General features: G+C 36.5%; 29 protein-coding genes and 2 riboswitches. Of the genes, 17 read left to right on the forward strand and 12 right to left on the reverse strand.

Features of this window, described 5'->3' with window-relative positions:
- Positions 1 to 53 precede the first annotated feature (53 nt).
- A complete protein-coding gene (gene epsC / locus DCE79_RS09810; protein ID WP_108712883.1) occupies positions 54 to 983 on the reverse strand; it encodes a serine O-acetyltransferase EpsC in 930 nt (309 codons plus the stop codon).
- 295 nt (positions 984 to 1,278) lie between these two features.
- Positions 1,279 to 1,382, forward strand: a riboswitch (SAM riboswitch).
- Positions 1,383 to 1,479: 97 nt separating this feature from the next.
- On the opposite strand from epsC, the gene DCE79_RS09815 reads away from it, so the two are divergent.
- The 3 genes from DCE79_RS09815 (at position 1,480) to DCE79_RS18510 (ending at position 3,990) form a co-directional block, all read left to right on the forward strand.
- Positions 1,480 to 2,766 (forward strand): Na+/H+ antiporter NhaC family protein, encoded by a 1,287-nt coding sequence (locus tag DCE79_RS09815; RefSeq protein ID WP_108712884.1) that lies wholly within the window; start codon positions 1,480 to 1,482, stop codon positions 2,764 to 2,766.
- Positions 2,767 to 2,971: 205 nt separating this feature from the next.
- Positions 2,972 to 3,829, forward strand: coding sequence for a manganese catalase family protein (locus DCE79_RS09820; RefSeq protein WP_108712885.1), 858 nt, complete (start codon positions 2,972 to 2,974; stop codon positions 3,827 to 3,829).
- Positions 3,829 to 3,990 (forward strand): hypothetical protein, encoded by a 162-nt coding sequence (locus DCE79_RS18510; protein ID WP_159083087.1) that lies wholly within the window; start codon positions 3,829 to 3,831, stop codon positions 3,988 to 3,990. Before DCE79_RS09820 ends, DCE79_RS18510 begins: the two co-directional genes overlap by 1 nt.
- A gap of 107 nt (positions 3,991 to 4,097) precedes the next feature.
- Here DCE79_RS18510 and DCE79_RS09825 read toward each other — a convergent pair whose 3' ends face one another.
- Positions 4,098 to 4,832: a glucose 1-dehydrogenase gene (locus DCE79_RS09825; protein ID WP_108712886.1), complete on the reverse strand. Its 735-nt coding sequence runs from the start codon at positions 4,830 to 4,832 to the stop codon at positions 4,098 to 4,100.
- 257 nt (positions 4,833 to 5,089) lie between these two features.
- Between DCE79_RS09825 and DCE79_RS09830 the strand changes: the two genes are divergently transcribed.
- The 4 genes from DCE79_RS09830 (at position 5,090) to DCE79_RS09845 (ending at position 7,676) form a co-directional block, all read left to right on the forward strand.
- Entirely contained in the window at positions 5,090 to 5,689 is a 600-nt protein-coding gene (locus DCE79_RS09830; protein ID WP_108712887.1) for a TetR/AcrR family transcriptional regulator, read from the forward strand.
- Between the two features lie 451 nt (positions 5,690 to 6,140).
- The gene (locus DCE79_RS09835) at positions 6,141 to 6,656 is read left to right on the forward strand and encodes a spermidine/spermine N(1)-acetyltransferase (RefSeq protein ID WP_108712888.1); all 516 of its coding nucleotides are present in this window, start codon (positions 6,141 to 6,143) and stop codon (positions 6,654 to 6,656) included.
- Positions 6,657 to 6,680: 24 nt separating this feature from the next.
- Positions 6,681 to 7,292 carry an FMN-binding negative transcriptional regulator gene (locus DCE79_RS09840; RefSeq protein ID WP_108712889.1) on the forward strand — a complete coding sequence of 204 codons (612 nt, stop codon included), beginning with the start codon at positions 6,681 to 6,683 and terminating at the stop codon, positions 7,290 to 7,292.
- A 177-nt stretch (positions 7,293 to 7,469) separates the two neighbouring features.
- A complete protein-coding gene (locus DCE79_RS09845; protein WP_234417234.1) occupies positions 7,470 to 7,676 on the forward strand; it encodes a transposase in 207 nt (68 codons plus the stop codon).
- A gap of 82 nt (positions 7,677 to 7,758) precedes the next feature.
- On the opposite strand, the gene DCE79_RS09850 is transcribed toward DCE79_RS09845, so the two are convergent.
- The gene (locus tag DCE79_RS09850) at positions 7,759 to 8,541 is read right to left on the reverse strand and encodes an SDR family oxidoreductase (protein WP_108712890.1); all 783 of its coding nucleotides are present in this window, start codon (positions 8,539 to 8,541) and stop codon (positions 7,759 to 7,761) included.
- A gap of 276 nt (positions 8,542 to 8,817) precedes the next feature.
- Between DCE79_RS09850 and DCE79_RS09855 the strand changes: the two genes are divergently transcribed.
- The 5 genes from DCE79_RS09855 to DCE79_RS09875 all read left to right on the forward strand — a co-directional run bounded on the left by DCE79_RS09855 (position 8,818) and on the right by DCE79_RS09875 (position 11,923).
- Positions 8,818 to 8,976: a uroporphyrinogen-III decarboxylase gene (locus DCE79_RS09855; protein ID WP_108712891.1), complete on the forward strand. Its 159-nt coding sequence runs from the start codon at positions 8,818 to 8,820 to the stop codon at positions 8,974 to 8,976.
- A 104-nt stretch (positions 8,977 to 9,080) separates the two neighbouring features.
- Positions 9,081 to 9,578 (forward strand): DUF3231 family protein, encoded by a 498-nt coding sequence (locus DCE79_RS09860; protein WP_108712892.1) that lies wholly within the window; start codon positions 9,081 to 9,083, stop codon positions 9,576 to 9,578.
- 234 nt (positions 9,579 to 9,812) lie between these two features.
- Positions 9,813 to 10,334 carry a GNAT family N-acetyltransferase gene (locus DCE79_RS09865; RefSeq protein WP_108712893.1) on the forward strand — a complete coding sequence of 174 codons (522 nt, stop codon included), beginning with the start codon at positions 9,813 to 9,815 and terminating at the stop codon, positions 10,332 to 10,334.
- Positions 10,335 to 10,491: 157 nt separating this feature from the next.
- A complete protein-coding gene (locus DCE79_RS09870) occupies positions 10,492 to 11,451 on the forward strand; it encodes a DUF2268 domain-containing putative Zn-dependent protease (RefSeq protein WP_369916772.1) in 960 nt (319 codons plus the stop codon).
- A 202-nt stretch (positions 11,452 to 11,653) separates the two neighbouring features.
- On the forward strand, positions 11,654 to 11,923 hold the full coding sequence (locus tag DCE79_RS09875; protein ID WP_108712894.1) for a hypothetical protein: 270 nt from the start codon (positions 11,654 to 11,656) through the stop codon (positions 11,921 to 11,923).
- Between the two features lie 23 nt (positions 11,924 to 11,946).
- Here DCE79_RS09875 and DCE79_RS09880 read toward each other — a convergent pair whose 3' ends face one another.
- Entirely contained in the window at positions 11,947 to 12,165 is a 219-nt protein-coding gene (locus DCE79_RS09880; protein WP_159083088.1) for a hypothetical protein, read from the reverse strand.
- A 373-nt stretch (positions 12,166 to 12,538) separates the two neighbouring features.
- On the opposite strand from DCE79_RS09880, the gene DCE79_RS09885 reads away from it, so the two are divergent.
- Positions 12,539 to 13,195 carry a 2OG-Fe(II) oxygenase gene (locus DCE79_RS09885; RefSeq protein ID WP_108712896.1) on the forward strand — a complete coding sequence of 219 codons (657 nt, stop codon included), beginning with the start codon at positions 12,539 to 12,541 and terminating at the stop codon, positions 13,193 to 13,195.
- Positions 13,196 to 13,404: 209 nt separating this feature from the next.
- Here the strand turns inward: DCE79_RS09885 and DCE79_RS09890 are convergent, their stop codons facing one another.
- The 8 genes from DCE79_RS09890 to dut form a co-directional block, all read right to left on the reverse strand.
- Complete coding sequence (locus tag DCE79_RS09890) at positions 13,405 to 13,767, reverse strand: cupin domain-containing protein (RefSeq protein ID WP_108712897.1); 363 nt, start codon at positions 13,765 to 13,767, stop codon at positions 13,405 to 13,407.
- Positions 13,767 to 14,300: a GrpB family protein gene (locus tag DCE79_RS09895; protein ID WP_108712898.1), complete on the reverse strand. Its 534-nt coding sequence runs from the start codon at positions 14,298 to 14,300 to the stop codon at positions 13,767 to 13,769. The genes DCE79_RS09890 and DCE79_RS09895 overlap by 1 nt, the downstream gene beginning before the upstream one ends.
- A 163-nt stretch (positions 14,301 to 14,463) precedes the next feature.
- A complete protein-coding gene (locus DCE79_RS09900; RefSeq protein WP_108712899.1) occupies positions 14,464 to 15,300 on the reverse strand; it encodes an AhlS family quorum-quenching N-acyl homoserine lactonase in 837 nt (278 codons plus the stop codon).
- 50 nt (positions 15,301 to 15,350) lie between these two features.
- Complete coding sequence (locus DCE79_RS09905; protein WP_108712900.1) at positions 15,351 to 16,529, reverse strand: iron-containing alcohol dehydrogenase; 1,179 nt, start codon at positions 16,527 to 16,529, stop codon at positions 15,351 to 15,353.
- The gene (locus DCE79_RS09910) at positions 16,530 to 17,960 is read right to left on the reverse strand and encodes an aldehyde dehydrogenase family protein (protein WP_108712901.1); all 1,431 of its coding nucleotides are present in this window, start codon (positions 17,958 to 17,960) and stop codon (positions 16,530 to 16,532) included. It abuts the gene before it with no gap.
- 147 nt (positions 17,961 to 18,107) lie between these two features.
- Positions 18,108 to 19,103 (reverse strand): LacI family DNA-binding transcriptional regulator, encoded by a 996-nt coding sequence (locus DCE79_RS09915; RefSeq protein ID WP_108712902.1) that lies wholly within the window; start codon positions 19,101 to 19,103, stop codon positions 18,108 to 18,110.
- 183 nt (positions 19,104 to 19,286) lie between these two features.
- Positions 19,287 to 19,724, reverse strand: a complete 438-nt coding sequence (locus tag DCE79_RS09920; RefSeq protein WP_108712903.1) for a zinc ribbon domain-containing protein — start codon at positions 19,722 to 19,724, stop codon at positions 19,287 to 19,289.
- Between the two features lie 195 nt (positions 19,725 to 19,919).
- Complete coding sequence (dut, locus tag DCE79_RS09925; protein WP_108712904.1) at positions 19,920 to 20,357, reverse strand: dUTP diphosphatase; 438 nt, start codon at positions 20,355 to 20,357, stop codon at positions 19,920 to 19,922.
- 183 nt (positions 20,358 to 20,540) lie between these two features.
- Positions 20,541 to 20,724: riboswitch (cobalamin riboswitch) on the forward strand.
- A gap of 138 nt (positions 20,725 to 20,862) precedes the next feature.
- Here dut and DCE79_RS09930 point away from each other — a divergent pair.
- The 4 genes from DCE79_RS09930 to nrdF all read left to right on the forward strand — a co-directional run bounded on the left by DCE79_RS09930 (position 20,863) and on the right by nrdF (position 24,491).
- A complete protein-coding gene (locus tag DCE79_RS09930; protein ID WP_108712905.1) occupies positions 20,863 to 21,087 on the forward strand; it encodes a glutaredoxin family protein in 225 nt (74 codons plus the stop codon).
- Between the two features lie 157 nt (positions 21,088 to 21,244).
- A complete protein-coding gene (locus tag DCE79_RS18725; protein WP_234417235.1) occupies positions 21,245 to 21,451 on the forward strand; it encodes a class Ib ribonucleoside-diphosphate reductase assembly flavoprotein NrdI in 207 nt (68 codons plus the stop codon).
- Positions 21,448 to 23,541, forward strand: a complete 2,094-nt coding sequence (gene nrdE, locus DCE79_RS09940; RefSeq protein ID WP_108712906.1) for a class 1b ribonucleoside-diphosphate reductase subunit alpha — start codon at positions 21,448 to 21,450, stop codon at positions 23,539 to 23,541. The genes DCE79_RS18725 and nrdE overlap by 4 nt, the downstream gene beginning before the upstream one ends.
- Positions 23,529 to 24,491, forward strand: a complete 963-nt coding sequence (gene nrdF / locus DCE79_RS09945; RefSeq protein WP_108712907.1) for a class 1b ribonucleoside-diphosphate reductase subunit beta — start codon at positions 23,529 to 23,531, stop codon at positions 24,489 to 24,491. Before nrdE ends, nrdF begins: the two co-directional genes overlap by 13 nt.
- The last annotated feature ends 408 nt before the right edge of the window (positions 24,492 to 24,899 follow it).

Consider the following 24,899-nt stretch of genomic DNA (forward strand, 5'->3'; position numbering starts at 1 on the left):
AATAAAAAAGCCAGAGAAGTCGGATTAAGTTCCGCTTCACTGGCTTATTCTGTTTAGATTTCATAATCCGCTACATATTCTTTACTAATGCTAATATTCGGTGATGGCTGTGAGTTGTAGACACGTGAATATGGTGGCACGGTGTTGGTTAGCCAAATGTTACTTCCAAGTACAGTATCATGACCGATTGTCGTTTTACCGCCTAAAATTGTGGCACCCGCATAAATAACGACATTATCCTCGATGTTTGGATGACGTTTAATGCCTTTGATTGGATTGCCATTTTCATCAAGTGGGAAGCTTAGTGCTCCAAGTGTCACACCTTGATAGATTTTTACGTTATTACCAATCGTACATGTTTCCCCGATAACAACACCTGTACCGTGGTCAATGAAGAACGAATGACCGATTGATGCGCCTGGGTGAATATCGATTCCTGTTAACTGATGTGCATATTCTGACATAATACGCGGCACAATCGTTACATCTAATTTATATAGCTCGTGTGCGATACGGTGAATGAAGACCGCGCGAACAGATGGATAGCTTAGTAAAATCTCCTCTGTTGACGTTGCAGCTGGGTCACCATTGTAGGCAGCATGAATATCGGTTTGAATCATTTCGCGAATTTTAGGGAAGCTTTCTATTAACTTCATAACAACCTGATCGGCTCTTTCGCCGCATTGTCCATCACAGTTGTCATTATTTTGGTAGATTAATACCTTTTCAATCAGATCACGCAAATCTAATGCAGACTTACGAATATTATTTGTAACATCCGTCAGTGTACGCGTCTTATCGCTTCCTCCTTGGTGATAGATCTTTGGAAAAATGATTTGATGGAAGTTTTTTAAAATTCCCTGAATTTTATCGCGTCCCGTAAAGCCAATCGTTTTTTCAACTTCCATATGCTTTTCGTCGTATTCCGTTAATTCTTTTGCAATCGCCGACGTTTCATTATTTAGCCAATCTTCAATTTTCATATATCTAATCCCCTTTATGTTTCTAAACTTAGTTTATCGTTTTAGGTTAAAATTTCAAACTTTTTTATCCTTATTCGCACTAATGCAGTCATTTATACGTAACTAGGAGTGATTGCTCTTTTTCTTTATGATAGTTCATTTTAGATGATAAACCAAAATATGTTAAAATTGCATCAAACTTTTGGCCTTCATCACCAGTAAACATCAAAATAATATCCAACAATAATAATTTATTGACAATTTATCGAAAATCATATATTGTAGTTCTTACTTTGAAAAAAATAATATGATTAACTTCTTATCATGAGAGATGGAGGGACTGGCCCTATGAAATCTCGGCAGCGGAACGAATGTAGTTACTGTGCCAAATCCAGCAAGTACGCACTTGAAAGATAAGCTGAGGTTTTCCGTAATGTAGGTCTCTTCTTGTTCGTTTAAGGAGAGACTTTTTTGTGTGCTTGGACTTGATTTGAAGGAAAAGATGTTGGAGGTTTGTATGAAAAAAGGTAATCCATGGGCGTTACTCCCATTTGTAGTGTTTTTAGTGTTATTTATCGGATCAGGCATTTTATTAGACGACTTTTATGCGTTCCCTGTCATTATAGCGATTGCGATTTCTGGTGCTGTCGCATTAGCCATGAATCGTAAAGAATCCCTTTCAACAAAGGTCGATATTTTTTGTAAGGGTGCCGGCAATTCAAATGTCATGCTAATGGTACTGATTTTCTTATTAGCAGGTGCCTTTTCTGAAACGGCAAAAGGAATGGGTGCTGTTGATGCTACTGTTAACTTTGCCCTTTCCATCGCTCCGCAAAATTTACTTGTTGTTGGCTTATTTGTGATTGCTTGTTTTATATCCCTTGCGATGGGAACCTCTGTCGGGACAATCGTTGCCATTGCTCCAATTGGTGTAGGTATCGGTGAGCAAACAGATCTTTCACTTGCGTTACTCATGGCGACGATTATTGGTGGTGCTATGTTTGGCGATAATTTATCGTTTATTTCAGATACGACGATTACTTCCGTTCGTACACAAGGTGCACAAATGAAGGATAAATTTAAAGTGAACTTCCTCATTGTATTACCAGCGGCTATTGTCACATGTGTCATTTTAATGTTTATGACGATGAACTCAAACGCTCAAATTACGTATGAAACCTTTGAGTGGATTAAAATTATCCCTTATATTTTCGTCATTATTTTTGCATTAGCAGGTCTTAATGTATTTCTTGTTTTGGCTTGTGGTATTGGTATTGCAGGCATTATTGGACTAATTGATGGTAGTTATAATGTCATGAGCCTTGTGCAAGCAGCTGGCGATGGGATGGCTGGTATGTTTGAAATGGCCTTTTTAGCGATTCTTATTGCAGGAATGGTTGAAGTCATCAAGCATAATGGGGGTATTGATTTTATCTTGCAATTGGCCACTCGCAAAATCAAATCTAAAAAAGATGCAGAGTTTGCAATGGCTGGTTTAGTGAGCTTAACGGATTTATCGACTGCCAATAATACAATTGCGATTTTAATTGCTGGCCCTCTCGCAAAAAATATTGCCACTCAATATGATATTGAGCCACGAAAATCAGCGAGTATTATCGATATATTCTCTTGTGCAGTACAAGGATTAATCCCATATGGTGCACAATTTTTAGTTGCCGCTGGTGTCGCTGGCATTTCGCCAATCACGATGATGCAATATGCGTATTATTCAATGTTTATTGCAGTTTGTGGCGTTATCGCAATACTCATTGGTTATCCAAAAGCTAAAAAAATACGTGCTTAGTGTACACAAGCTCTCATTCGCATAGTAATTGCGGTGAGGGCTTTTTTAAAATTTTGAAAAAGTCTGAGAACTAGATACAAAACACTTTTGAATGGTTAACAAGGAATGAATTTGCTCTATTTGCTTATACTATGTCCAGTGAAGTGGATAAACTTTGCGGCAAATTAATATACATTCAAAAATTTCTTAGAATCGAGGGCACACTATGTATTATTACAAAGAAGAGTTAATAAATATTATTAAACCCGATAAACCTGACCCACAAGCAGCTCGTGTTATGCAAGAGATTCTTGGTGGTCATTATGGCGAAATGCGAACGATGATGCAGTATTTTTTCCAAAGTTCCAATTTTAGAGGCAAAGAAACGCAATATCGCGATTTACTACGAGGCATTTTCTTAGAGGAAATTGCTCATGTTGAACTCGTACAAAATACAATCAATCAATTATTAAATGATTCAGGGGAATCTGTTGCACCTGGAAATAGCGGTGCAGACCAGTCTCCTTTAGATGATGCTGTCCGCCACGCAAACCCACATCATTATATTGTTGGCGCTCAATCCTCGTTACCTGTTGATGCTGCGGGAAATCCTTGGAATGGTTCTTGGGTTTATGCTCACGGGAACCTCATTGCAGATTTACTCGACAATCTAGTATTAGAATCAACGGGCGTACTTCAAAAGACACGTATTTACGAAATGAGTTCCAACCAAACCTTCAGAGAAACATTAGCATTTTTAATTGTTCGAGATAACGCGCATCAAAATGCCTTCGCAAAAGCGCTTGAAACATTAGGTGTTGATTGGGGCAAACTATTCCCCGTTCCGAATTACGATATTAATAAATATCCTGAATGTCGAAAATTTGTTGACATGGGTTACCATAATATTCAATTCAACTTCAGATTAGATCCTACGCGAATGAGTGAAATCATTCAAGGACAAACGCCTAGCAGAAATGGTGGCCAACTTAATGTAACGCCTCCCCCTGAAGGTTTTCCTGTACCAACTATGCCCGTCATGCCAAATGAGCATAGTCCAGGTTTAACAGATATGAATAATTAATGCTTACCCGCTCCCTTGGACTTTATGCTGCAGGCCGAACAGCTGTGGGTATATGTTCAAATAGTTATATTAGTGGCTTATCTTTAGCCGATGGGATGTTCTCTGGACGAAGAGCCGCGCGTCATATTGCATCAAAAGTAAAAGTTGCGGTAACGAATTAACTAAAAAAGACTTGGCGCTAAACTGTCAATTAAGACAATTTGCGCCAAGCTTTCTTGTTTAGTTATAAAAACAATTTCACACTTAATAAATTCTGGGTCTTGTCCGATTATTGTGCAGTAAGACCGCCGTCAATAACAAATTCTGAACCTGTTGAGTAGCTAGATTCTTCTGAGGCTAGGAATAATACGATATTCGATACTTCTTCAGGTTGAGCAACGCGTTTTAAAGGAATATACTTTGCAAATTCTTCAATCGCATCTTTTGCATCTGCTTGTTGAATCATTGGTGTTGCAATAACACCTGGGTGTACAGAGTTTACACGTATACCTTGTCCAGCAAGTTCAATAGCAGCTGCTTTTGTCATACCACGTACGGCAAATTTAGTATCTGTATAACCGATTGCGCCAGCCACAAGACCATTCATTGAAGAAATGTTAACGATTGATCCCTTTTCAGTTTTTTTCATAGAAGGAACAACCGCTCTCATACCTAATAGGACAGATACTTGGTTAATGTCAACAATACGACGATATTCATCTAATGAAATATCTAATAATCCTTTGTTAATCGAAATACCTGCATTGTTTACTAAAATATTTACTGGACCAAAAGCTTCTTCTGCTTTTTTGATTACTACTGCCCATTCTTCTTCGCTCGTTACATTATGTTTCACGAAGATAGCACTTTCACCAAGTTCTGCAGCTAAGGCACTTCCTTTTTCTTCGTTTAAATCAGTCAGAACAACTTTCGCTCCTTCTTCGATAAAACGTTTTGCATGGGCTGCACCCATACCTTGTGCTGCACCAGTTATGATAGCAACTTTGTTTTCTAAACGTCCCATAAAAACACCTCCATTTTCTATAACTCAATTATATAACTAATTTACATAATGTAAACAAAATTAGAACCATTAAACTAATTTTTCTGAATAAATTGTCTTTATTACGTCGATTTTTAGCTTATACATCCAATAAAATTAGTTGTACAAACGTGAATTCATTTGCAAAATGCAAACTTAACAATGATAATTATAGATTTTACTTTTTCAGTAGTTAGATAAAAATAAATCATGATACAATTGAATTGGGTGATAACTAAATGAAGCATATAGATCCACGACAATTAAAGTCTAAAGGAAAATTACATAAAGCCTATTTTACGTTACAATTAAAAGGACAAGATCAATTTTCAATCCAACAGCTTTGTGATGCTGCCGAAGTAACGAGACCTACCTTTTATAAATTATATAAAGACATTCAAGAACTTCGCATCGATATTCATGAAAGTATTTTAGCAGAATTAAAAGAGGCACTAACGATTAAAAATCCACGTCCTTTATCAAAAACTCCCAAAAAAGAAATGCCCGAAAACTTAAGGTTACTGTTTCAACATATTCAGATAAAGCATATCGCATATGAGACGTTTTTTGTGTATCAACCTGATGCTATTTTTATCAATGGTGTTAAAGAAATTATCAAACAATATGTTACAGATGGGATTCAATCTTCTCAGTCTCAAGATAAAATGTTACGTGTCAAAATCGAACTAATCATTTCCTATGTGACAGGTGCTTATATTGAAAGTATCATCTTTTGGATTAAAGAAAATTACGAAATAAGTCCAGAAGAAATGGCAAATAATTTAATTGAAATATCATTATATGGCCCTTATATTGAACAGCCAACAATTGAAGGTTAGTCAAGTACAGGTATGTTTATGCGGATAAATGAAAAGGGCTAGTAATAAATAAAAAAGCTTGCCTCCTCGTCATTGTTTAAATGACTTGGTGACAAGCTTCTCTTAGTAACATTTATTGAGTGGTTTCACATGCAATAAAACATTTAAAAAACTTCATTACATACCTCCAAAAATTTTTACAACTCTCTCATTAATGCAGAGATACTATTCAAACTTCAATAGAAAATTATCCCAATATATTTTAAACATTGGTCCATCATCATAAGTTGTGGATAAACTGATAAAACAATAAACAACTCCAAATTACAGTGATGAACCTAAATAGCTCTGGTGCATAACCAATAGGCCAAAAATCATTGAAGTTATTCCAAAAATCACATACCATTAAATCACCATAACTTAAATTGAAGACTTTACTTTAAACGCAACCACTAAAGGAGCTCACCTGCTTATGAACGTTCATACAACAACGTGCACAATTGAACACCTGCACGCACTTCAATCTGTCAGTAAGGAAACATTTTATGAAACCTTTAAAAATCAAAACTCCGAACAAAATATGGAGACTTATTTAGCTACGGCCTTTTCCGAAGAGACGCTAACAGACGAGCTTTCAAATTCGAACTCGACATTTTATTTACTCTATGTAGATGAGAATCTCGCTGGGTATTTAAAATTGAATACTGAGGATGCACAAACTGAAAATATGGGGAACGAAGCTTTAGAAATCGAACGAATTTATGTACTGGGGTCATTTCAGAAAATGGGCTTAGGTAGAATTTTAATGAATTATGCACTCAACATTGCAAAACAGCAGCATAAATTTAAAGTATGGCTTGGTGTTTGGGAGAAAAACGTGAATGCTATTGCTTTTTATGAAAAGTCTGGCTTTGTTAAAACGGGCTCTCACTCCTTTATGATGGGTGATGAAGAACAACATGATTTTATAATGATGAAGACACTATAATCATTTTCAGAGAGGTTGGTAATTATGTATATTCCAAAGCAATTCAATCTAAAAGACGAATTAGAGATTCGTAAAATAATTGATGAACATAGCTTTGCCACGCTTATTTCTCAACATGATGGTGCGCCATTTGCAACGCATCTACCACTTTATTTAAGTGACGATCATGTATATCTCTACGGTCATTTCGCGCGTCCAAATCCGCAATGGAAAGACATAAATAATCAAACGGTACTCGCCATCTTCCAGGGCCCTCACTGTTATATTTCTCCTTCTTGGTATGAAACAAAGGATGCCGTTCCTACGTGGAATTATGTAACCGTACATATTACGGGTGAAATGGAATTAATCGACGATGAAGCGGAATTAAGTGCATCGCTAAATACATTAATTTCAAAATATGAATCCCCTTCTAGTAGTTATTCTATTGAGGAAGTTGATTCGAATTATCTTTCGAATTTAAGTAAAGGTGTTCAAGGCTTTAAATTAAAAATAAAACAAATCGAAGCTACGGCAAAACTAAGTCAAAACCACTCTACCGAAAGACAAATCGCTGTAATTGAACATCTTGAAAAACGCGGAAAAACGGATGACTTAGAAATTGCAAAACTTATGAGAAATAATCTGAATCGATAATACAGCAAGAAGTAGTCGCTGCGAATACAATCGTAGCGGCTATTTGTTTATATACAAATGTACAAGGACATAATGAAAATAAAAAGGCGTGAAATTTTGAAAATCTTAATAGTTATATCCAGTATCGTCGTGCCTATTATAATGCTTTTATTAAAACACAAGAGCGCCAAATTCAACATGATCTTTAATATCCTCGCGCTTCTTTCATTCATTATTTTCGGTAATATTGCATCGACATCGATCTATCAAATTATTGTTGATGATGCGGTTTTTATGACCACAATTCATGCCCTCTTTATAGATTTCGACTTCATGGTAACTGCTGCCTATTTAGGGGTATTTGTTATTTATCGTTTAATGATACTGGTATTGGAGGAAAGGTAATCTACCTTTTGATAAAGGTAATCCTAAAATAAAAATAACCTCATCCGACTAGCTGAATGAGGTTATATATCAAGAAATTTCTTTAGTACTTATATGACTGTCCACCATCAATAGGAATAACCGCACCATTAATAAAGTCGGCTTGATACGAGAGCAAGAATGCCACTAAATAGCCGATTTCCTCTGGCTTACCGAAGCGTTTCATAGGATTGGATTGGACGAATTCTTTTCCGGCCTGTTCCCAATTTTCGCCTCCTATTTGACGTAATGAGCCTTCTACCATTGGCGTCATAATTGCACCCGGAGCAATCGCTTTGATTGAGATGCCAAATTCACCATATTCGACTGCTGAATTTCGCGTTAATCCTACAACACCATGCTTACTTGCTGAATAGCCTGACTGATTTCCTACACCTCGGATGCCTCCAACAGATGCAGTGTTGACGATTGTGCCATATCCTTGTGCTTTCATTACTTTGAGTACGTACTTCATGCCATAGAACACGCCATTTAAGTTAATTGAAACAACCTTTTGAAATTCATCAATCCCGTAATCCTCTGTTAAATTTTGCTTTCCTTCAACACCTGCATTATTAAAGAAGCCGTCGATTTTCTTAAACTTATTGACCGTTTGTTGAACATAATCTTCAACTGCTTTTTCATCGGCCACATTTGCGGAAATTAGTAATGTGTCTGCATTTGGAGCAACTTTTAAAATTTTTGATTTTGTATCATCTAAGCCTGCCTGATTTAGATCAACAAGAACGAGTTTTGCCCCTTCTTTTGCTAACTGCAATGATGTAGCTTGTCCTAAACCAGAACCTGCACCCGTTACGATAATAACTTTATCCTCAAATCTATCCAAAAATAAACAACCCCTTTGATTAAGTAGCTTTTACAGTGTTCGATATATAGTTCTACCCAGTTTCCTAATTTCCAAAACCTAAAAGTAATCAATCATGCGAAACATGGTTTGTTTGTTCCCCGCGAACATACGTGCTATAATAATCAAGTATAATTTTGCTGACTTGAGCTGGTGCTTGAGTCCTTTTTTTTGCAAAAAATCTACATGGCATTTAAAAAGGCATAAACGAATTAAATTTTCTCATACTAAATTTATTATAATTAAGGATGTGATTTTTTGAAGGCAACCAAATTTGCAGAATTAAAACATGAACAATTAGATGAAATCAAACGCCTCGAAGAAAAATTAGATGTTACTTTAATTGCTTATAATCTCCTCGCCCCTGAAATAAATACTCATAACGGGAATAATAACGACGTCATTAACCCTTCTTAATCGATATTGAAATTAGATAAATTTTTCATTTTAATGAATTATTTTTATTTATATCCCCATACTATTCATGTATGAAAATGTACAATATGAAAGGAAGTGCAAGTATGGGAATATTATCTGGAAATCCTAAAGAAGAACCATTACATTATGGTGAGGTATTTAATATTTGGGCTAATCTTGCTGGGAATAATGGATTAATTGCTGCATATCAGACTTTTATTAATCACACTGGCGATGAAGACTTAAAGAAAATACTTGAAGATTTAATTCAATGCATGAAAGAGGAAAATAAGCCACTCGAGAATATTTTAAAAATGAACGGTGTTGGTCTTCCACCTTCCCCTCCAGAACGTCCAATGGCAAGGCTAGAAGACATCCCTGTTGGTGCACGCTTTAATGATCCCGAAATTAGTGCCGCCGCATCATTAGATATCGCTGCAGGCCTAGTCGCATGTAGTCAAGCGATGGGTATGTCAACTAGAGAAGACATCGCCATGATGTATGGACAATTCCATATGGCAAAAGCCCAAATTGGAGCAAAACTCTTAAGATTGAATAAATCAAAAGGTTGGTTAATTCCTCCACCACTGCATGTGAAATAATAATTACACAATCGTACCGTTTATAATGAAATACTTTTAGTCCCTAACATGAGCTGAAATGACCTGGCACCCCGATACGATAGACGTAACGGAGGTGCTATTCTTATGCCCAAAAACAAGTTAATAATCTTTAAATGCCGAATTACTTTTACAGTATTGTTCAGTAATTGCTTGTATCAAATATACAGATTTTGGTATTCTGAGATATACAATATATTTTGAAAGGGGTATCTTTTGAATACAAATAATATTTACATCAGAAAAATGACTGATAATGATTATGGTTTAATGACCAAATGGTTAAGTACAAAAGAAGTCTTAGAATTTTATGGAGATATTAATTCACCCTTTACATTAGAACAGGTAAAGGAAAAATATGAACCACGAGTTCGTGGAGAAAGTCGAGTTACTCCTTTTATTGTTGAGTTGGATAGTCTACCAATAGGTTTTATGCAACACTATAAACTACAAGCAAAAGTGCAAAAAAAATATGGATATTTAGAACATCAAATAATTTATGGAATTGACCAATTTATCGGTGTCCCTAAATTGTTTAATAAAGGCTACGGAACGATTATGGTTAGTAAATTTATTGACCTTATTAGTAAAACTACTGATGCTGAAATAATAATATTAGACCCTGAAATTTCTAATGAAAGAGCGATTAGATGTTACGAAAAATGTGGCTTTTCTCAGGTTAAAAAAATCAATAATGATAGTGCTTTATTAATGGAATTTAAAAATACCCAATTCTAACTTTATGTCATCCTTCATCCACTACTTATTTCGAATACCTTAAAGATTTACATAAAATATTTTATAAAGTCTCAAATTACCATTTTATGTATGTTAAAATAATTTAGTATTATAATAGTCAAAATTTTTAAATAACATTTTATTTAGGGGGATAAAATTGAAATTCAATCTAAAAACAAGCGCATCATTTATTCTACTTCTAATACTATTAATGCTCACTTCCTGTACGCAAACTGAAAATAGTGAGAAAGAGCAAAATACGGATGACAGCAAAATTATGTATACATTCGAGAACCCTCAAACCAGTCAAAAGTACAAAATCATTCATGTCAATTCATTATTTGAACGATATTTTGAAAAAGTGAAAGATACCCCAAGTGAGTCAAAGTTGGAGCTGTATAAGAAGGAAGTTATTCAGCCTGTATACAGTGATTGTTTTGAAAATGGCGAGTTCATACATATGGCGGATTCTACTCTTAACAAGGCTCCAACTAGTTTAACTGAATTAAAAGTAGTAAGCGATTTGATCGAAACGCGTAAAGATGAATTGAATGCACTCATTCAAGATGCACTGTTAAAATCTGCACAACTACTACCTTCTGAACGAGACGTAGCGGTATGTGTATTTCCTTCTAGCAATTCCAAGGTATGGATGTATAACGTTGGGGCTGGGAAAATCGTAATTCCCTATAATGAATATTTTGATGATGATTTTATTAAGATTAGTGTTGCCCATGAATATCATCACAGTGTTTGGGCAGAAAAATATTTAAGTAATCATTCTGTATCTGTTTTAGATAATCTTATTTTTGAAGGAAAGGCCGTCATGTTTGGGAAGACTGTTTATCCAGATATTGACTATACGTCAATAGACTTAACTTACAATAAAGAACTTTGGTCTAAAATTGAACCTGATTTAAACAAAAAAGACTTGAATCGTTCGTTAGAAATTATAACTGGTGGAAATGATTTACCGTTATTTTATGGTTACAGTGAAGGCTATAAGATGATTAAATCCTTTCTCGACTTAAATCCTAACCAATCTCCAGAAGAATGGACAGCATTAAGTACACAAGAGATTATCGAAAAAGGAAAATACTTCGAAAACTATAAATGAAAAAACCAAATTTTAGACAGGAGAAAGCGTTTATTGGAAGCGAATTTGTTTTTGAAGGAGTTGGAGTTTTATTCTAAAATAAATTTTTAGATTGTGAAAAGATGTTCTTAAAACTATCGGGGCTTTAGTTGAACAAGGGAAATCTAAATTGCTTGGAGAAATAGATAGAATAGACGGTAATTTATAGACTGGGGGCGAGAGTATGAAAAGGACAGTAATTGGCGGCTTTATAATGTTAGGGGGATTATTTACTACATTAACTATAATTGTGGTGGCAGCATTATATATTCCCAGCATGACTAGTTGGTCTGGTTCACAGTTGTGGTATGCAATTTTTGGAGGAAAGCAATATGGGAATGAAAGTGTTGAAAGTTTATTCCTAGGTTTCCCATTTGTTGTAGGATTATTGTTGTCGATTTTGGGGCTAGTAATACTAGTAATGGAGTATTTTGACAAGTCCTTTTTAAAGTGAGTTTTTTACTAACCCGTAATGAATCAAAGACAGTCTTCTAATGCCGAACCACATGCGTTGTTTGATTGCGAGTTAAATCGTCTTGTCGGCTGTATCTTTTCTAACACTGCTTCAGAATTATACAAAACGTCCTGCGCTTTATAAATTGTGACATCTCCGTCTTGTGTTTTTACATAATCCTCATTAAATTTAAACAAGAGTTCAAACGCTTTTTGTTGATTGAGGTAAAAATATATACTCACACTTATAACTACTAGCAAATGTAAAAACACGATCATGGAACCTTTTTTTCTCATGTGTTCCTCACTCTATTATTATTATTCATTTATAATCCCCCACCTTCAATTAAAATGGAGCGCAGCGTTTTTCTAGGCTACCCCAATTCTCTTTAAAAAACTGAATAAGTAAAATTTCACAGTAAACATTAGATCAGCAAAAATCCATCTATTATTATTTCGATATATGTTAATTAATTCCTTTATAAACTTTTACTCGCAATAAATACTTAGATCACCCTTCACACTTCAATTAACTGAAAAATCATAATTAAACAGAAATTAATGTATACTTTGTAGAAAATATATACAAATTAGAGATTTTGGAGGTTGATGCGTTTTGTCAGTGTTTGTAGAAGATTTACAACTGAAGGAAGCCACTATTTTTAACCATAGTGGAAATAAAGTTAAGACAAATGATCGAGAAATTGAAATTCTTGCAAAATTTGAAGAACCGCTAATCGTAGTTTTAGGCTCTGTACTAGATAATGAGGAATGCGATGCCCTTATTCAATTGTCAAAAGACCGACTCGAGCGTTCGAAAATTGGTAGCACTAGAGATGTTAGCGAAATTCGAACGAGTAGTGGTGCCTTTTTAACAGATGTTAAGCATGATGTTGTGACGCGAGTGGAAAAAAGAATTGCCGATATCGTCGGAGTCCCGGTAGAGCATGGTGAAGGTCTTCATATTCTGAACTACAAACCTGGCCAAGAATACAAGGAGCATTTCGATTATTTTGCTTCTACTAGTAAAGCCGCGAGTAATAATCGTATCGCTACGGTTGTATTATACTTAAATGATGTGGAAGAGGGCGGCGAAACGTATTTCCCGAAACTAAATTTATCAGTTGTCCCGAAAAAAGGAATGGCTGTGTACTTTGAATACTTTTATAACGATCAAGCTTTAAATGAACTAACACTACACGGTGGAGCTCCTGTTGTCCGGGGAGAAAAGTGGATCGCTACTCAATGGATTAGAAGAAAAAGGCTCGATTAAATCGAATCAAAATTATAAGGCTCGAACAAAATCAAAGATACACTTTTTCTCCATGAGAAAAGTTGTATCTTTTAGGCGTCGACAAAATTGAGTTCTGTTCTGGGTATACTTTCCACAACCGTGGTCTTATACGAACGTCAGGCATCCGTCCGTAAGAACACTCGGCTCTCCACTTCATTTCTTTTATTACTTTATCTTTTAATTAACCATTATTTTGGATCAGTTACCTTTTTCAGTTTTTCAGGGTTCAACGTTTCTCCTTCTATTACGATTGCTGTCAATCCTGCGTATGTTTTGGTTTCATGCCACTCGCCCTTTGTCCAAAATACCGCTTCCCCCGCTTGTATCTTTCTATATTCCTTTTGCTCATTGCAAACAAATCCCTCTCCCTGCACGATATAAAGAATTTGATTAACAGGCGCTTCATGATAGCCAATTATACCGTTTTCCTCTAAATACATATAGCTTATAACAGTTCTTCCTTCCGCTATTGCTAATCGAGATAATATAAAATCTGACTCATAATGTGTCACTTTTCGTCCGTTTTCTTTAGCAAAACTAAAAAATTCCATTATATCTCCTCCATTTTTGCGAATATCGACTGGACAAACGGCTCTTTATATTCGGTATAATCATTGATTCCATTCAAATCTGTACGAAAGAAGGAATTTTTCAACGCTTGGTATCGTTGCTTCACATCCTCATTTGCATTCAAATAATCTCTAAAGAAGCGCATTTGACGCCACTTTTCTTTGTTTAACTCCACGATATGAATATAATGCGTTTTCGTTTCAAATGATTCATCTGTAAATTTGGCACAGACAATCTCATTTGGTCTTTCTACCTGTAATCGATAAAAGCCAACTTTTCGAAGGTTTGAAAAAAACATTTTATCGAGCGATGCCAGACTCTCTACCCCAACTAGAATATCAATGATCGGTTTCGCTTGAATCCCCTCAATAGACGTACTTCCAACATGTTCGATTTGAAACTCTCGTAAATTAGTCCCTTCTAATAATGCCATTTTTACAATATTAAAATCGTCTTTCCAGTTTTCTTCATATGGTACAAGTTTAACTTCTCCATTCTTTAATCCTAAACGCAAAATCCATCACCCTTTCTGCTCTTATTAATCTTAAGACCCTCAGAACATACATACAAGTCTGTAAATAATTGGGTATATGTGTTAAAATAATGATAGAAAATATGATGAAAATAGTCTTTCAAAACTACAAAAACCAGTTGCCTATGCAACTGGTTTTAACTTTTTATTCGTAATAACCTTCAGTCGATTTTTTAAATGTTTTAAACTGATCGGCATCATGACCGAACCAAATTTCCGAATCATTTTCATTTACAAACTGACGGATGCGTTCCACTGTATGGTTATACCCTACTGAATCGTATAAAATACCCGGTGGCTTCACAGGAGGGCCAAAGCTTTCTTTTGTATAAAGAGCATCGGATGCTAGTAAAACATTCCCGTGTCCTGGCAATTCAATATGCAAACCTAGCATACCGTAAGCATGTCCTGGACCAAAGTTAATGATTTTCACACCTTCAGCTAATTTCACTTCTTTTTCATGTGGCTTAATCGTGCGCCATCTTAATTCTTTAGTAATCCACGCCATGACATCGCCCCAAATGTAGGCACCCATATCGCGCGTCATCGCAAATGACTTCATAACATTTGAAAGTTCCGAATCATGCACAATGATCTCTGCATTTGTGAATAGCTCTAAGCAGCCTGCATGGTCAAGATGTAAATGGGATGCAACAACATATTTAATATCTTCAGGGCGTACGCTTAATTGTTCTAAACGGTTAATTAAATAACATTCTTCACTTTGAAACGCTGGGAATAATTTTTGTACCCCTTCTGGCCAGCGACCTTCTTCGCCCATACCATCCGGGTTACAGCCTGTGTCGAAAAGAATTTTTCCTTCTGGGTGATCAATTAATACCGCATAAACTGGAAATTCCACAAATTCATTTGGTTGATGTGGCGCATCAATGCTTGCTGGGTTATGCATCGCAATCATATAATTCTTGTCCATTTTCATCGTTCCCGTATCAAGTACATATACCTTTTTATTTTTACACATGTTTACTTCCCCCTACCCTAAATTTGTAATATGAATAAATTCCACAAACACTACGCTTTTTCCACGACTTGTCCATTAAAAGCAGATTCGTAAATGGCAAATATATCGTCTTTTTCTAATGGCATCGGACTACGTGCTAAAATACGTGTTTGCTTCGTTGCATCTATTGTTAAACTTTCTAAAGCACTTTCTTCTATATTAAATCCTTTTAATGTTAATGGAATGCCTACATCTTCAACAAGACGTTTTAGTTCATCCACACATTTATAAGATGCTTCTTCTTGAGAAAAGTTCGTGCTGCTAAAGCCCATTGCATCATAGACATCCTTCATGCGTTTTTCACAGCTTGAGCGAATATAGCCCATTACATAGGGTAAAAGCACCGCATTTGAATCCCCATGAGCAATATGGAATTGACCTCCTAATGGGTAAGCTAACGCATGTACACCTGCGACACCTGCATTAAAGAAAGCCAGTCCCGCTAAATAACTGCCATAACTCATATCCGTTCTTGCTTGTACATTACGACCATCTTTAACAGCCGTTCTAAGTGATTGGCTAATTAATCGAATAGCTTGTAGTGCTAACGCGTCAGATACTGGGCTCGCATTTTTTGAAATATACGCTTCCACTGCATGTGTTAACGCATCAACTCCAGTAGCTGCAGTTACTTTTGGCGGGACCGATAACGTTAATTCCGGGTCAACAATCGCGACATTGGCTACTAAATAATCATGCGTTACAACGTCCTTCGTTGTTTCTAGTGACAGCACCGAAATATTCGTTACTTCTGATCCCGTCCCTGAAGTTGTCGGAATCAAAATTGTTGGTAACCCTTTTTTCGTAATTTTCTTTGTACCCGTTAAGTTCAAGTAATCTTCCACTGTTCCTTCATGAACCGTGATGATGCCTGCTAATTTTGCTAAATCTAGTGCACTTCCTCCGCCTAAACCAATGACTAATTCAGACTGTGATTCTCGTGCATAGGCTACTAGTTTTTCACCAATTTCAAGCGGTGGCTCAGGCATGACGTCTTTATAAACATCAACTACAAAACCCGCTTGCTCTAAAGGCTCTGTTACACGCTTTGTAATGCCTAAACCTTCTAAAAATGGATCCGTTACTAATAGAATTCGTTGCACATTAAATTTTTCAACTTCTTCAACTAAATGACTTAGTGCACCCCAGCCCATATAGCTAAACGGCGTAAATGTAATTTTTTCAGTCATTTAAATCCCCCCTTCGTTATTCCAAACAATGAGCTTTGTTTCGGTCATTTCATGAATGGCGTATTTTAATCCTTCTTTACCAGTACCACTCAGTTTCACGCCGCCATAGGGCATTTGATCAACACGGTATGTAGGAATATCATTGATAATGACACCTCCTACTTCTAATCGTTTAGATGCTTCAAAGGCCGTTTGAATATCTTTCGTGAAAATACCTGCTTGAAGTCCATATTGTGAATGATTAATCGCTTCAATGCCTTCTTCAATCGACTGAATTTTATTGACGATGACGATTGGCGCAAATACTTCTTCACAACTTACTTTCGATAAAGGATCTACATTTGCCAAAATAGTCGGTGGGAAAATACCGTTTTCCTCTTTTCCACCTAAAAGAATTTCAGCACCATTATTGACGGCTTCTTCAACCCATTTGGCAGCACGTTTTTGTTCATCAGCATGAATCATCGCCGAAATATCTGTCTCCATTAACAGTGGATCACCAATGATTAATTCCTTCGCTTTACTTACAAAAGCGTTTACAAAATTATCATATTGCGCATCCATCACATAGATACGTTGTAACGAAATACATACTTGCCCTTGATTTGAAAACGCACCTGTTACGCATTTTGGTACAATGGTATCTAAATTAGTGTCCCCATCTATAATTAACCCAGCATTCGACCCCAGTTCCAACGCCACACGTTTCATGCCCGCTTTATGTCGGATTCCTAATCCCACTGCTGGGCTTCCAGTAAACGTGATCATTTTCACTTTTTCGTTTTGTAATAAGGTATCACCGACAATGCGTCCGCCTCCTGTTACAACTTGAAAAGCGCCTTTAGGTAACTTTGTTTGATCGATTAATTTTGCTAAAAATAACGCAGATAATGGTGTTTGTGATGCTGGCTTTAAAATAACTGAATTTCCCGCTGCTATTGCTGGCCCCACTTTATGAGCTACTAGATTTTGCGGGAAGTTAAATGGTGTAATCGCCCCAATCACCCCTAAAGGTTGCTGGATTGTATAGCCAAAGCGGTTTTTCCCCGTTTTCGCCGCGTCCATTGGAATAATTTCACCAACTAAGCGTTTTGCTTCTTCCCCTGCAAATTGATACGTTTCAATCGTTCTATCTATTTCTGCTAATGCAAATTTTAAAGGTTTGGCACTTTCTAATGAAATAATTTGAGCTGCTTCTTCACGATGTTCGCGTAATAAGTCTGAAATATGATATAAAATTTCTGCTCGTTCTAATGACGTAAGCTTACTCATTTCATCGACTGCGTTTTCTGCGTAATCGATTGCTTCATTCACTTCAGCTTTTGAAGCGGCTGGAATTTCAGCAAGAATCTCTTTGGTATATGGAGAAAATAGACTTGTAAATACTTGTGTTTTTACCCATTTTCCGTTTACATACATTGACTTTTCCAACTCATTTCCCCCTCTCATTGTTGAAATCCTTCTAAAATGAATACGTAACCATTTTATATAAAAAAATTAGATTACCTATCTGAACGAAAATGAATACGTAACCATTTCTTTCAAAAAAAATAATCTTTTCCATAGAGGACTGCCTTTCTATTTTGGAATGGCGGTCGTCTCTCTATTAAAAAGATTAACAGATTTAGTAATCTCAATGCAACAGTTATTTTTATTTTCTATTTTTTCAATCAATTCTTTAATTGCTATTAAACCTAAGTTTTTTTCTTCTTCATCACCAATTGTCGTCAAATTAATGCGGTTATGTTTTGCCAGTTCTACATTATCGATGCCTATAATACTCAAATCCTCGGGGATGCTGTAGTTTTTTTGCAAGCAAAGATCCATCACATTTAACGCAATGGCGTCTGCCCCTCCAATTATCGCAGTTGGTGGCTTTTTTAATGCCATTAATTCATCAATGACTTGGTCAATCATTGTTTTCATCGTATCTGTATGATAAATATATGACTCCTTTAGTTCACGTTTCGCTTCATCGAATGCACGCTGCACGCCTAAAAAGCGATTCGCATATGTACTAACCTCTTGTGTCCCGCCGATCCACGCAATCGTTTCATGACCTAAATCAATTAAGTGCTTTGCGGCAAGGTATCCTGCTTGTTCATTATCAATTTCTACAAAAAAGCGACCGCTCTTATGCTTGCGGTTATAGGTAATAAACGGAATATCAAAATGCTCTAACTGCTCAAAAAATGGATCATCACTAAAAATACAAGACAAAATTAAGCCGTCTACTTTTCTTTCTAGAAAGCGGGCATAAGCTTGTGAAAGTTTTTCATCATTTACAAATTGAACATCGACTTTATAGCCACAGCTATTGGCATAATTAACAATGGCTGTTGTTGTATCTACGAAAAATGGATTATGCAGTGGACCAGAAAGTAACGCAATGGTGCCCGTGCGATTTTGCACTAACGAACGTGCATGTTCATTTGGAATATATTTTAGTTCTTTGATGGCTTCCATAACTTTTTGAACGGTGTTGGGTTTTACTAATTCAGGTGTATTTAATACGCGTGATACGGTTGTTTGCGATACACCTGCATATTTTGCAACATCTTTAGAAGAAACCATTTTTTTCCTCTTTCTATCATTGTATTTTTCTCGATTTTAGTGGATAAAAGCGTATAAATTTTTTCAAGGATATCCACAGAAGAGACATTATTTCGCGTTATTCGGCACGAAATATGTTTTTCTAAATATATCGGAAATTCAGTGTGACCGCAATTCATTCTTTATCCTTATCCCCCCAATTCTTCAAATTTCTTGCCCACATTCATTGCAAAACTTCGCATCAAGTTTATTGAGTTCCTGGCAATTCCAACATTGTTTGGCTTTAATAACCGTACTTTTCCCTTTCTGTACCGCGCGCGAAATTGACTCCACACCTTCTGTCGTTTCACTTGCTAAATAATTGAATGTGTCTTTTGCGACTGGTGCCATTTCTCGGCTTTGGTATTTTGCCACATCTGAACCGTAGCCTAACCCACAAAAGACAAAACCAACAAATATAAATGGCATCCCTACAAAGAACAGCCAATCATATTTGGGCATTTCAAAAAAACCTAACGTGAAAAGATCAGCAATTGCAATAGCTATACAACAGACTCCAATTATTAAAAGAACTGGTCCTACTATTCGAAATATTTTCCTTGCCCTTTTATGCTCTTCTGGAATAAACTCATTTTTCTTCATATCGTCACACCCCTTTTATTTCTTCTACGCATAAAATTGTAAAAAAGTCTCAAAAACATTTTATATAATAATGACTTTCCAAATTACTATTTCGATATATAGTTCAAGAATTCCTGCACAATTTTACACACTAAAAAGCACCATGACAAATGCCAATGGTGCCCTAAAAATACAACTATATTTCATCGAAACTTTTTACTTCACGCCACTTGAACCAAAGCCTTGCTCGCCTCGTTCTGAATTCGATAATTCATCGACTTCTTCAATCACTACTGTTGGCACATATTGAATGACTAATTGAGCGATGCGCATATGCTTTTCAATATGGAAAACTTTCTTGCCGTGATTGATTAACACGACGCCAACTTCTCCGCGGTAGCCTGCATCAATTGTGCCTGGACTATTTAACACCGTAATGCCGTATTTTAGAGCTAATCCGCTGCGTGGTCGTACTTGCGCTTCGGTTCCTTCTGGTAACTCCAGTTGAATGCCGGTTTTTATTAGAGCAAATTCACCTGGATTTAACGCTTTATCTTCAATGGCATACAAATCCATTCCCGCATCTCCGGGACGTGCTTGTTTTGGTAAAATGGCCTCTGAATGAATTTTTTTAATTTTTAAATGTATTGACATGCTTAACCAACTTCCTAATAATTTAAATGACGATGAAAAATCTAATTAACTATAAACTAATTTTAACTAATTGAAAATAACAATTATCAATTGGTATCTCCTTTTGCTCTATTTGAAATGTCTGACTTTAACGCGTGCTCTTTACTTTTATTTTTTTAAGTCGTATACTCTTAACAACTATATATTGTGTTTTTTTATAGCGGTACTACTAAATGTAGTTTAATAGGGAAGTTCGGTGCAATTCCGACGCTGTCCCCGCAACTGTAAATGCTGACGGATGACTAAATATCCACTGTGCTAACGCATGGGAAGGATGTCTGAAGAATGACGCAAAGCCAGGAGACCTGCCGCCATAAAAACTCTGACATTTCTTCGGGGAATAGGAAATGGAGGCGCGCTCTTTTGACGTTTCCATTTCAAGCTATCCTTTTTTTACGAGGATGGCTTTTTATTTTGCCCATTTGTCAGTACATAATAAATTTCATAGTAAGCGAGGGATATTTCAATGAAACTTTATACAAAAACAATTTGTCCAAAATGCCTATGGGTAAAATCAGAGCTTGATGCTGCAAATCTTCAAGTCGAAGTAATTAACATTGATCACGACGCAGTTGCAAAAGAAACGGTTGTCAACGCCGGCTTCATGACAGTTCCGGTATTCGAACATAATGGCGAATGGCTAGCTGATCCAGCATCTATTATCGATCGTATTTCACAAATAACTGCATGATTGTTTACGCCTCAAGAACCGGCAATGTCCGCGCGATCGTTCAAAAACTTGGCCTACCTGCAATGGATCTGACGCAAATTAATGACGTGGATTCCCCATTTCTATTATTTACGTATACGGATGGTTTAGGGACAATCCCCCTATTGTAGCGCAATTTATGCAGTTACATCATGGTTTTTGTAAAGGGATTATTGTGAGTGGCAACCGAAATTTTGGGCATGCCTTTTTTGGGCGTGCTGGTGATCTTTTAGCAAGTCGGTATCAACTACCACTCGTTCAAAAACTCGATTTGCGTGGCACTACGAATAATTATGAAGCGATTACGAACTACTATCACGCCATCTGGAAAGAGGTACAGCAATGAAACAATATTTGAAATTGAACAATGACATTTTAAATCGTTACCGTGCAACAGGTGACTTAGATTTAACAAAGGATAAAGAAGCGACACGCCGCTATTTTTTAGAAGATGTGAATGTACGCCTACGCTATTTTATTGATATTGAAGAAAAGGTGCGCTATTTAGTCGATGAAGGCTATTACGAAAAGGAATTTCTTGAACAGTATTCGATGGATTTTATTAAAGAGATGTACAAAAAAGCGTATGCTTATAAATTCCGATTCCCCTCTTTCATGAGTGCCTCGAAGTTTTATGAAAGCTATGCGATGAAAAGTCGTGATGGCAAAGAGATTTTAGAAAAATATGAGGACCGTATCGTTATTATTTCACTGTATTTAGCACAAGGCGATGAAAAATTAGCGGAGCAAGCGATTGATGCTATTATGACTGCATATCAGCCAGCAACTCCAACTGCTTTAAACAGTGGTAAAAAAGCGCGCGGTGAGCTCGTTTCATGCTTCAAACTTACAATGGACGATACGATGAACTCGATTGCTGAAAATATCGGCTATTGTTTAGAGCTTTCCCGTCTTGGCGGTGGTGTCGGTGTCAATTTAACCGATTTACGCCCACTCGGTGACCCAATCAAAGGCATTTTAAACCGTGCAAGTGGTGTTATGCCAGTAGCGAAATTACTGGAAAACTCATTTAGCTATTCGAATCAGCTTGGACAACGAAATGGGTCAGGTGTCGTGTATTTAAATGTCTTCCACGGTGATATTGAGAGCTTTATTTCATCGAAGAAACCAAATGCCGACGATAAAATTCGCTTAGCTACCCTGTCTACCGGCATTATTTTACCGGATATATTCTTTGAGTTAATGCGCCGTGATAAAGACATCGTACTCTTTAGTTCGTATGATATTTATAAAGAATACGGCAAGCGCATGTCAGAAATTTCGATGACGGAAATGTATTACGAGCTGCTAGACAATCCGAATATTCGCAAGTTAAAACGATTAAATGCGCGTAAGCTTTACACAGAAATTAAAAAGGCGCAATTCGAATCGGGTTACCCGTTCGAAATTTTTGATGATAATGTCAATAACGTACATCCGTTAAAACAAATCGGCCGTGTGAAAATGTCGAATCTGTGCACAGAAATTTTACAATATCAGCAAACCAGTGTCATTACCGACCAAAATATGCCCAATGAATATGGTCTTGATGTGTCATGTAATCTAGGCTCGATTGATATTCATGAAGCTTCAAAAGTATATGATTTTAAACAACTGGTTGATACTGCGATGCGTCTTTTAACAAATGTGTCGACGATGACCGATATCGTCAACGTTCCTTCTGTGTCAAAGGCCAATAAAAAAATGCACTCTGTAGGGCTTGGTGTCATGAACTTACACGGACATCTTGTACAAGCAGGCATTCGATATGGCTCGAAGGAATCAATTGAATTTATCGATGCGTTTATGGAAGCTATGAATTACTATTCGCTTGTGTCTTCTGTTGCGATTGCCAAAGAAAAACAAGAGACGTTTTATCGCTTTGAGGAAAGTGAATATGCGTCTGGAGCTTACTTTGAGTCATATGTAAACAAGAAAGAAATTGAACTTTCTCCTGAAGTGTTGAATGCACTTGGAAATGTACCAATTATTACAGCACAAATGTGGCAGGAGTTAAAACAGCAAGTCATGCAGCATGGGCTTTTCCATAGCTATCGAATTGCAATCGCTCCGACGGGAAGTATTTCATATATTCGTTCATGCACGGCGTCAATCGCCCCTGTTACAGAACGGGTGGAAGTACGTGATTACGCAGATTCACGTACGATTTATCCAATGCCATTTTTAACAAATGACAATAAAGAACTTTATACAGAGGCGTATGAAGTGCACCCGTACGAATTAATCGACCTTTACGCCGCCGCGCAAAAGCACATTGATCAAGGTATTTCGATGACGCTGTATGTAACTGACCAATGGAATACCGAGCAGCTAGCGAAAGCCTACATTTATTCCTGGACGAAAGGCATTAAAACAGTTTACTATGTACGCCAACGTTTATTAACAATTGAGGAGTGTGTCGCATGTCAAATTTAACTTACCAAGCCGTCAACTGGAACACTCCAACAAGTGAGCTTGCCCGGATTTTTTGGGATCAACAATGGAAGCAAATTTGGTTTCCTGAAGAAATCGCGGTGAGTAAAGACGTGAAGCAATGGAAGGAATTCGAACACCAAGATACATACAAAAAGGTATTCGGTGGGCTGACATTACTCGACACCGTTCAAACGAATATCGGCATGAATGAAATTGCAAAATTCACACCAGACTTGCAAGAAAAAGCGGTATTAACGGTGTTTGGCGCATTTGAAGCCATTCATGCAAAATCTTATTCCTACATTTTCACAACCCTTTGTACAAATACAGAAATCGATGAAGTTTTTGAATGGGTGCAAAAAAATGAGTATCTTCAATATAAAGCAAATCGCATTGGCGATGTATATAAAGCCATTGAAGAAGATGACCCTGAAAGTTTATGGAAAGGCATGTATGCATCCGTAATGCTAGAAAGTTTCTTATTTTACTCTGGCTTCTTCTACCCTCTATATTTAGGTGGTCAAGGCATATTGCGAAATAGTGCCGAAGTCATCAGCTTAATCGTTCGTGACGAATCAATTCACGGAGTAGCGGTCGGCTATTTCGCACAAAACATTTTTAACGCGTTCTCCCCTGAAAAACAAGAAGCACTCACATTATGGGGTTACGAATTTTTACTAGACTTATATCAAAATGAAATGAAATACACCGAAGATTTATATGCCGAAACCGGTCTATCTCCCGAGGTAAAAGCTTACGTGCGTTACAATGCCAATAAAGCATTAATGAACTTAGGCTTTGAGACGATGTTCCCAGAAGAAGAGATCAACCCTATTGTAATGAACGGGATTGCCAACACAGGCTCTACTTATGATTTCTTTAGTCAAAAAGGTTCGACATATGCCGTTGCAAAAGTCGCGCCAATTACAGATGATACATTTAAATTTTAATCGTAAAGGGGTTGTCCGAAAGTTCTACCAACTATTTGAGCTTTATGTATAAAATACGTCATAAAAAAATTCACAAGAAAAGGCACGAAACGCTGTTAAATCAGCGTTCGTGCCTTTTTATACTGTCCCTAAACTATTATTTGGGAACGTTATTTAACTCGATTTAGCGTATTAATGATTAAAAACGAAGTGTTGATTAAATCGAGCCAACGATAAAATTGAAAACAACGGATAAATCATATATAACGACTTTGAATTAAAAATAGTTACCAACCAAATGTCGATACACCCTATAATAAACAACCCTATAATGTTTAATAAAAATAACGAAATTAAAACGTTTTTAAATCTTTTAATGAAAAATAAGTAAAGGGGTAATACGAAAATAACGGTAAAAAAGTAAATTGC

Source organism: Lysinibacillus sp. 2017 (genome assembly GCF_003073375.1).
GTDB lineage: Bacteria > Bacillota > Bacilli > Bacillales_A > Planococcaceae > Solibacillus.

What these genes read in the sequence shown, in the direction of transcription:
- epsC (WP_108712883.1), bottom strand. Translation starts at nt 983, where the DNA reads ATGAAAATTGAAGATTGGCTAAATAATGAAACGTCGGCGATTGCAAAA.
- DCE79_RS09815 (WP_108712884.1), top strand. Translation starts at nt 1,480, where the DNA reads ATGAAAAAAGGTAATCCATGGGCGTTACTCCCATTTGTAGTGTTTTTA.
- DCE79_RS09820 (WP_108712885.1), top strand. Translation starts at nt 2,972, where the DNA reads ATGTATTATTACAAAGAAGAGTTAATAAATATTATTAAACCCGATAAA.
- DCE79_RS18510 (WP_159083087.1), top strand. Translation starts at nt 3,829, where the DNA reads ATGCTTACCCGCTCCCTTGGACTTTATGCTGCAGGCCGAACAGCTGTG.
- DCE79_RS09825 (WP_108712886.1), bottom strand. Translation starts at nt 4,832, where the DNA reads ATGGGACGTTTAGAAAACAAAGTTGCTATCATAACTGGTGCAGCACAA.
- DCE79_RS09830 (WP_108712887.1), top strand. Translation starts at nt 5,090, where the DNA reads ATGAAGCATATAGATCCACGACAATTAAAGTCTAAAGGAAAATTACAT.
- DCE79_RS09835 (WP_108712888.1), top strand. Translation starts at nt 6,141, where the DNA reads ATGAACGTTCATACAACAACGTGCACAATTGAACACCTGCACGCACTT.
- DCE79_RS09840 (WP_108712889.1), top strand. Translation starts at nt 6,681, where the DNA reads ATGTATATTCCAAAGCAATTCAATCTAAAAGACGAATTAGAGATTCGT.
- DCE79_RS09845 (WP_234417234.1), top strand. Translation starts at nt 7,470, where the DNA reads ATGATCTTTAATATCCTCGCGCTTCTTTCATTCATTATTTTCGGTAAT.
- DCE79_RS09860 (WP_108712892.1), top strand. Translation starts at nt 9,081, where the DNA reads ATGGGAATATTATCTGGAAATCCTAAAGAAGAACCATTACATTATGGT.
- DCE79_RS09875 (WP_108712894.1), top strand. Translation starts at nt 11,654, where the DNA reads ATGAAAAGGACAGTAATTGGCGGCTTTATAATGTTAGGGGGATTATTT.
- DCE79_RS09890 (WP_108712897.1), bottom strand. Translation starts at nt 13,767, where the DNA reads ATGGAATTTTTTAGTTTTGCTAAAGAAAACGGACGAAAAGTGACACAT.
- DCE79_RS09900 (WP_108712899.1), bottom strand. Translation starts at nt 15,300, where the DNA reads ATGTGTAAAAATAAAAAGGTATATGTACTTGATACGGGAACGATGAAA.
- DCE79_RS09905 (WP_108712900.1), bottom strand. Translation starts at nt 16,529, where the DNA reads ATGACTGAAAAAATTACATTTACGCCGTTTAGCTATATGGGCTGGGGT.
- DCE79_RS09915 (WP_108712902.1), bottom strand. Translation starts at nt 19,103, where the DNA reads ATGGTTTCTTCTAAAGATGTTGCAAAATATGCAGGTGTATCGCAAACA.
- DCE79_RS09920 (WP_108712903.1), bottom strand. Translation starts at nt 19,724, where the DNA reads ATGAAGAAAAATGAGTTTATTCCAGAAGAGCATAAAAGGGCAAGGAAA.
- dut (WP_108712904.1), bottom strand. Translation starts at nt 20,357, where the DNA reads ATGTCAATACATTTAAAAATTAAAAAAATTCATTCAGAGGCCATTTTA.
- DCE79_RS09930 (WP_108712905.1), top strand. Translation starts at nt 20,863, where the DNA reads ATGAAACTTTATACAAAAACAATTTGTCCAAAATGCCTATGGGTAAAA.
- DCE79_RS18725 (WP_234417235.1), top strand. Translation starts at nt 21,245, where the DNA reads ATGCAGTTACATCATGGTTTTTGTAAAGGGATTATTGTGAGTGGCAAC.
- nrdE (WP_108712906.1), top strand. Translation starts at nt 21,448, where the DNA reads ATGAAACAATATTTGAAATTGAACAATGACATTTTAAATCGTTACCGT.
- nrdF (WP_108712907.1), top strand. Translation starts at nt 23,529, where the DNA reads ATGTCAAATTTAACTTACCAAGCCGTCAACTGGAACACTCCAACAAGT.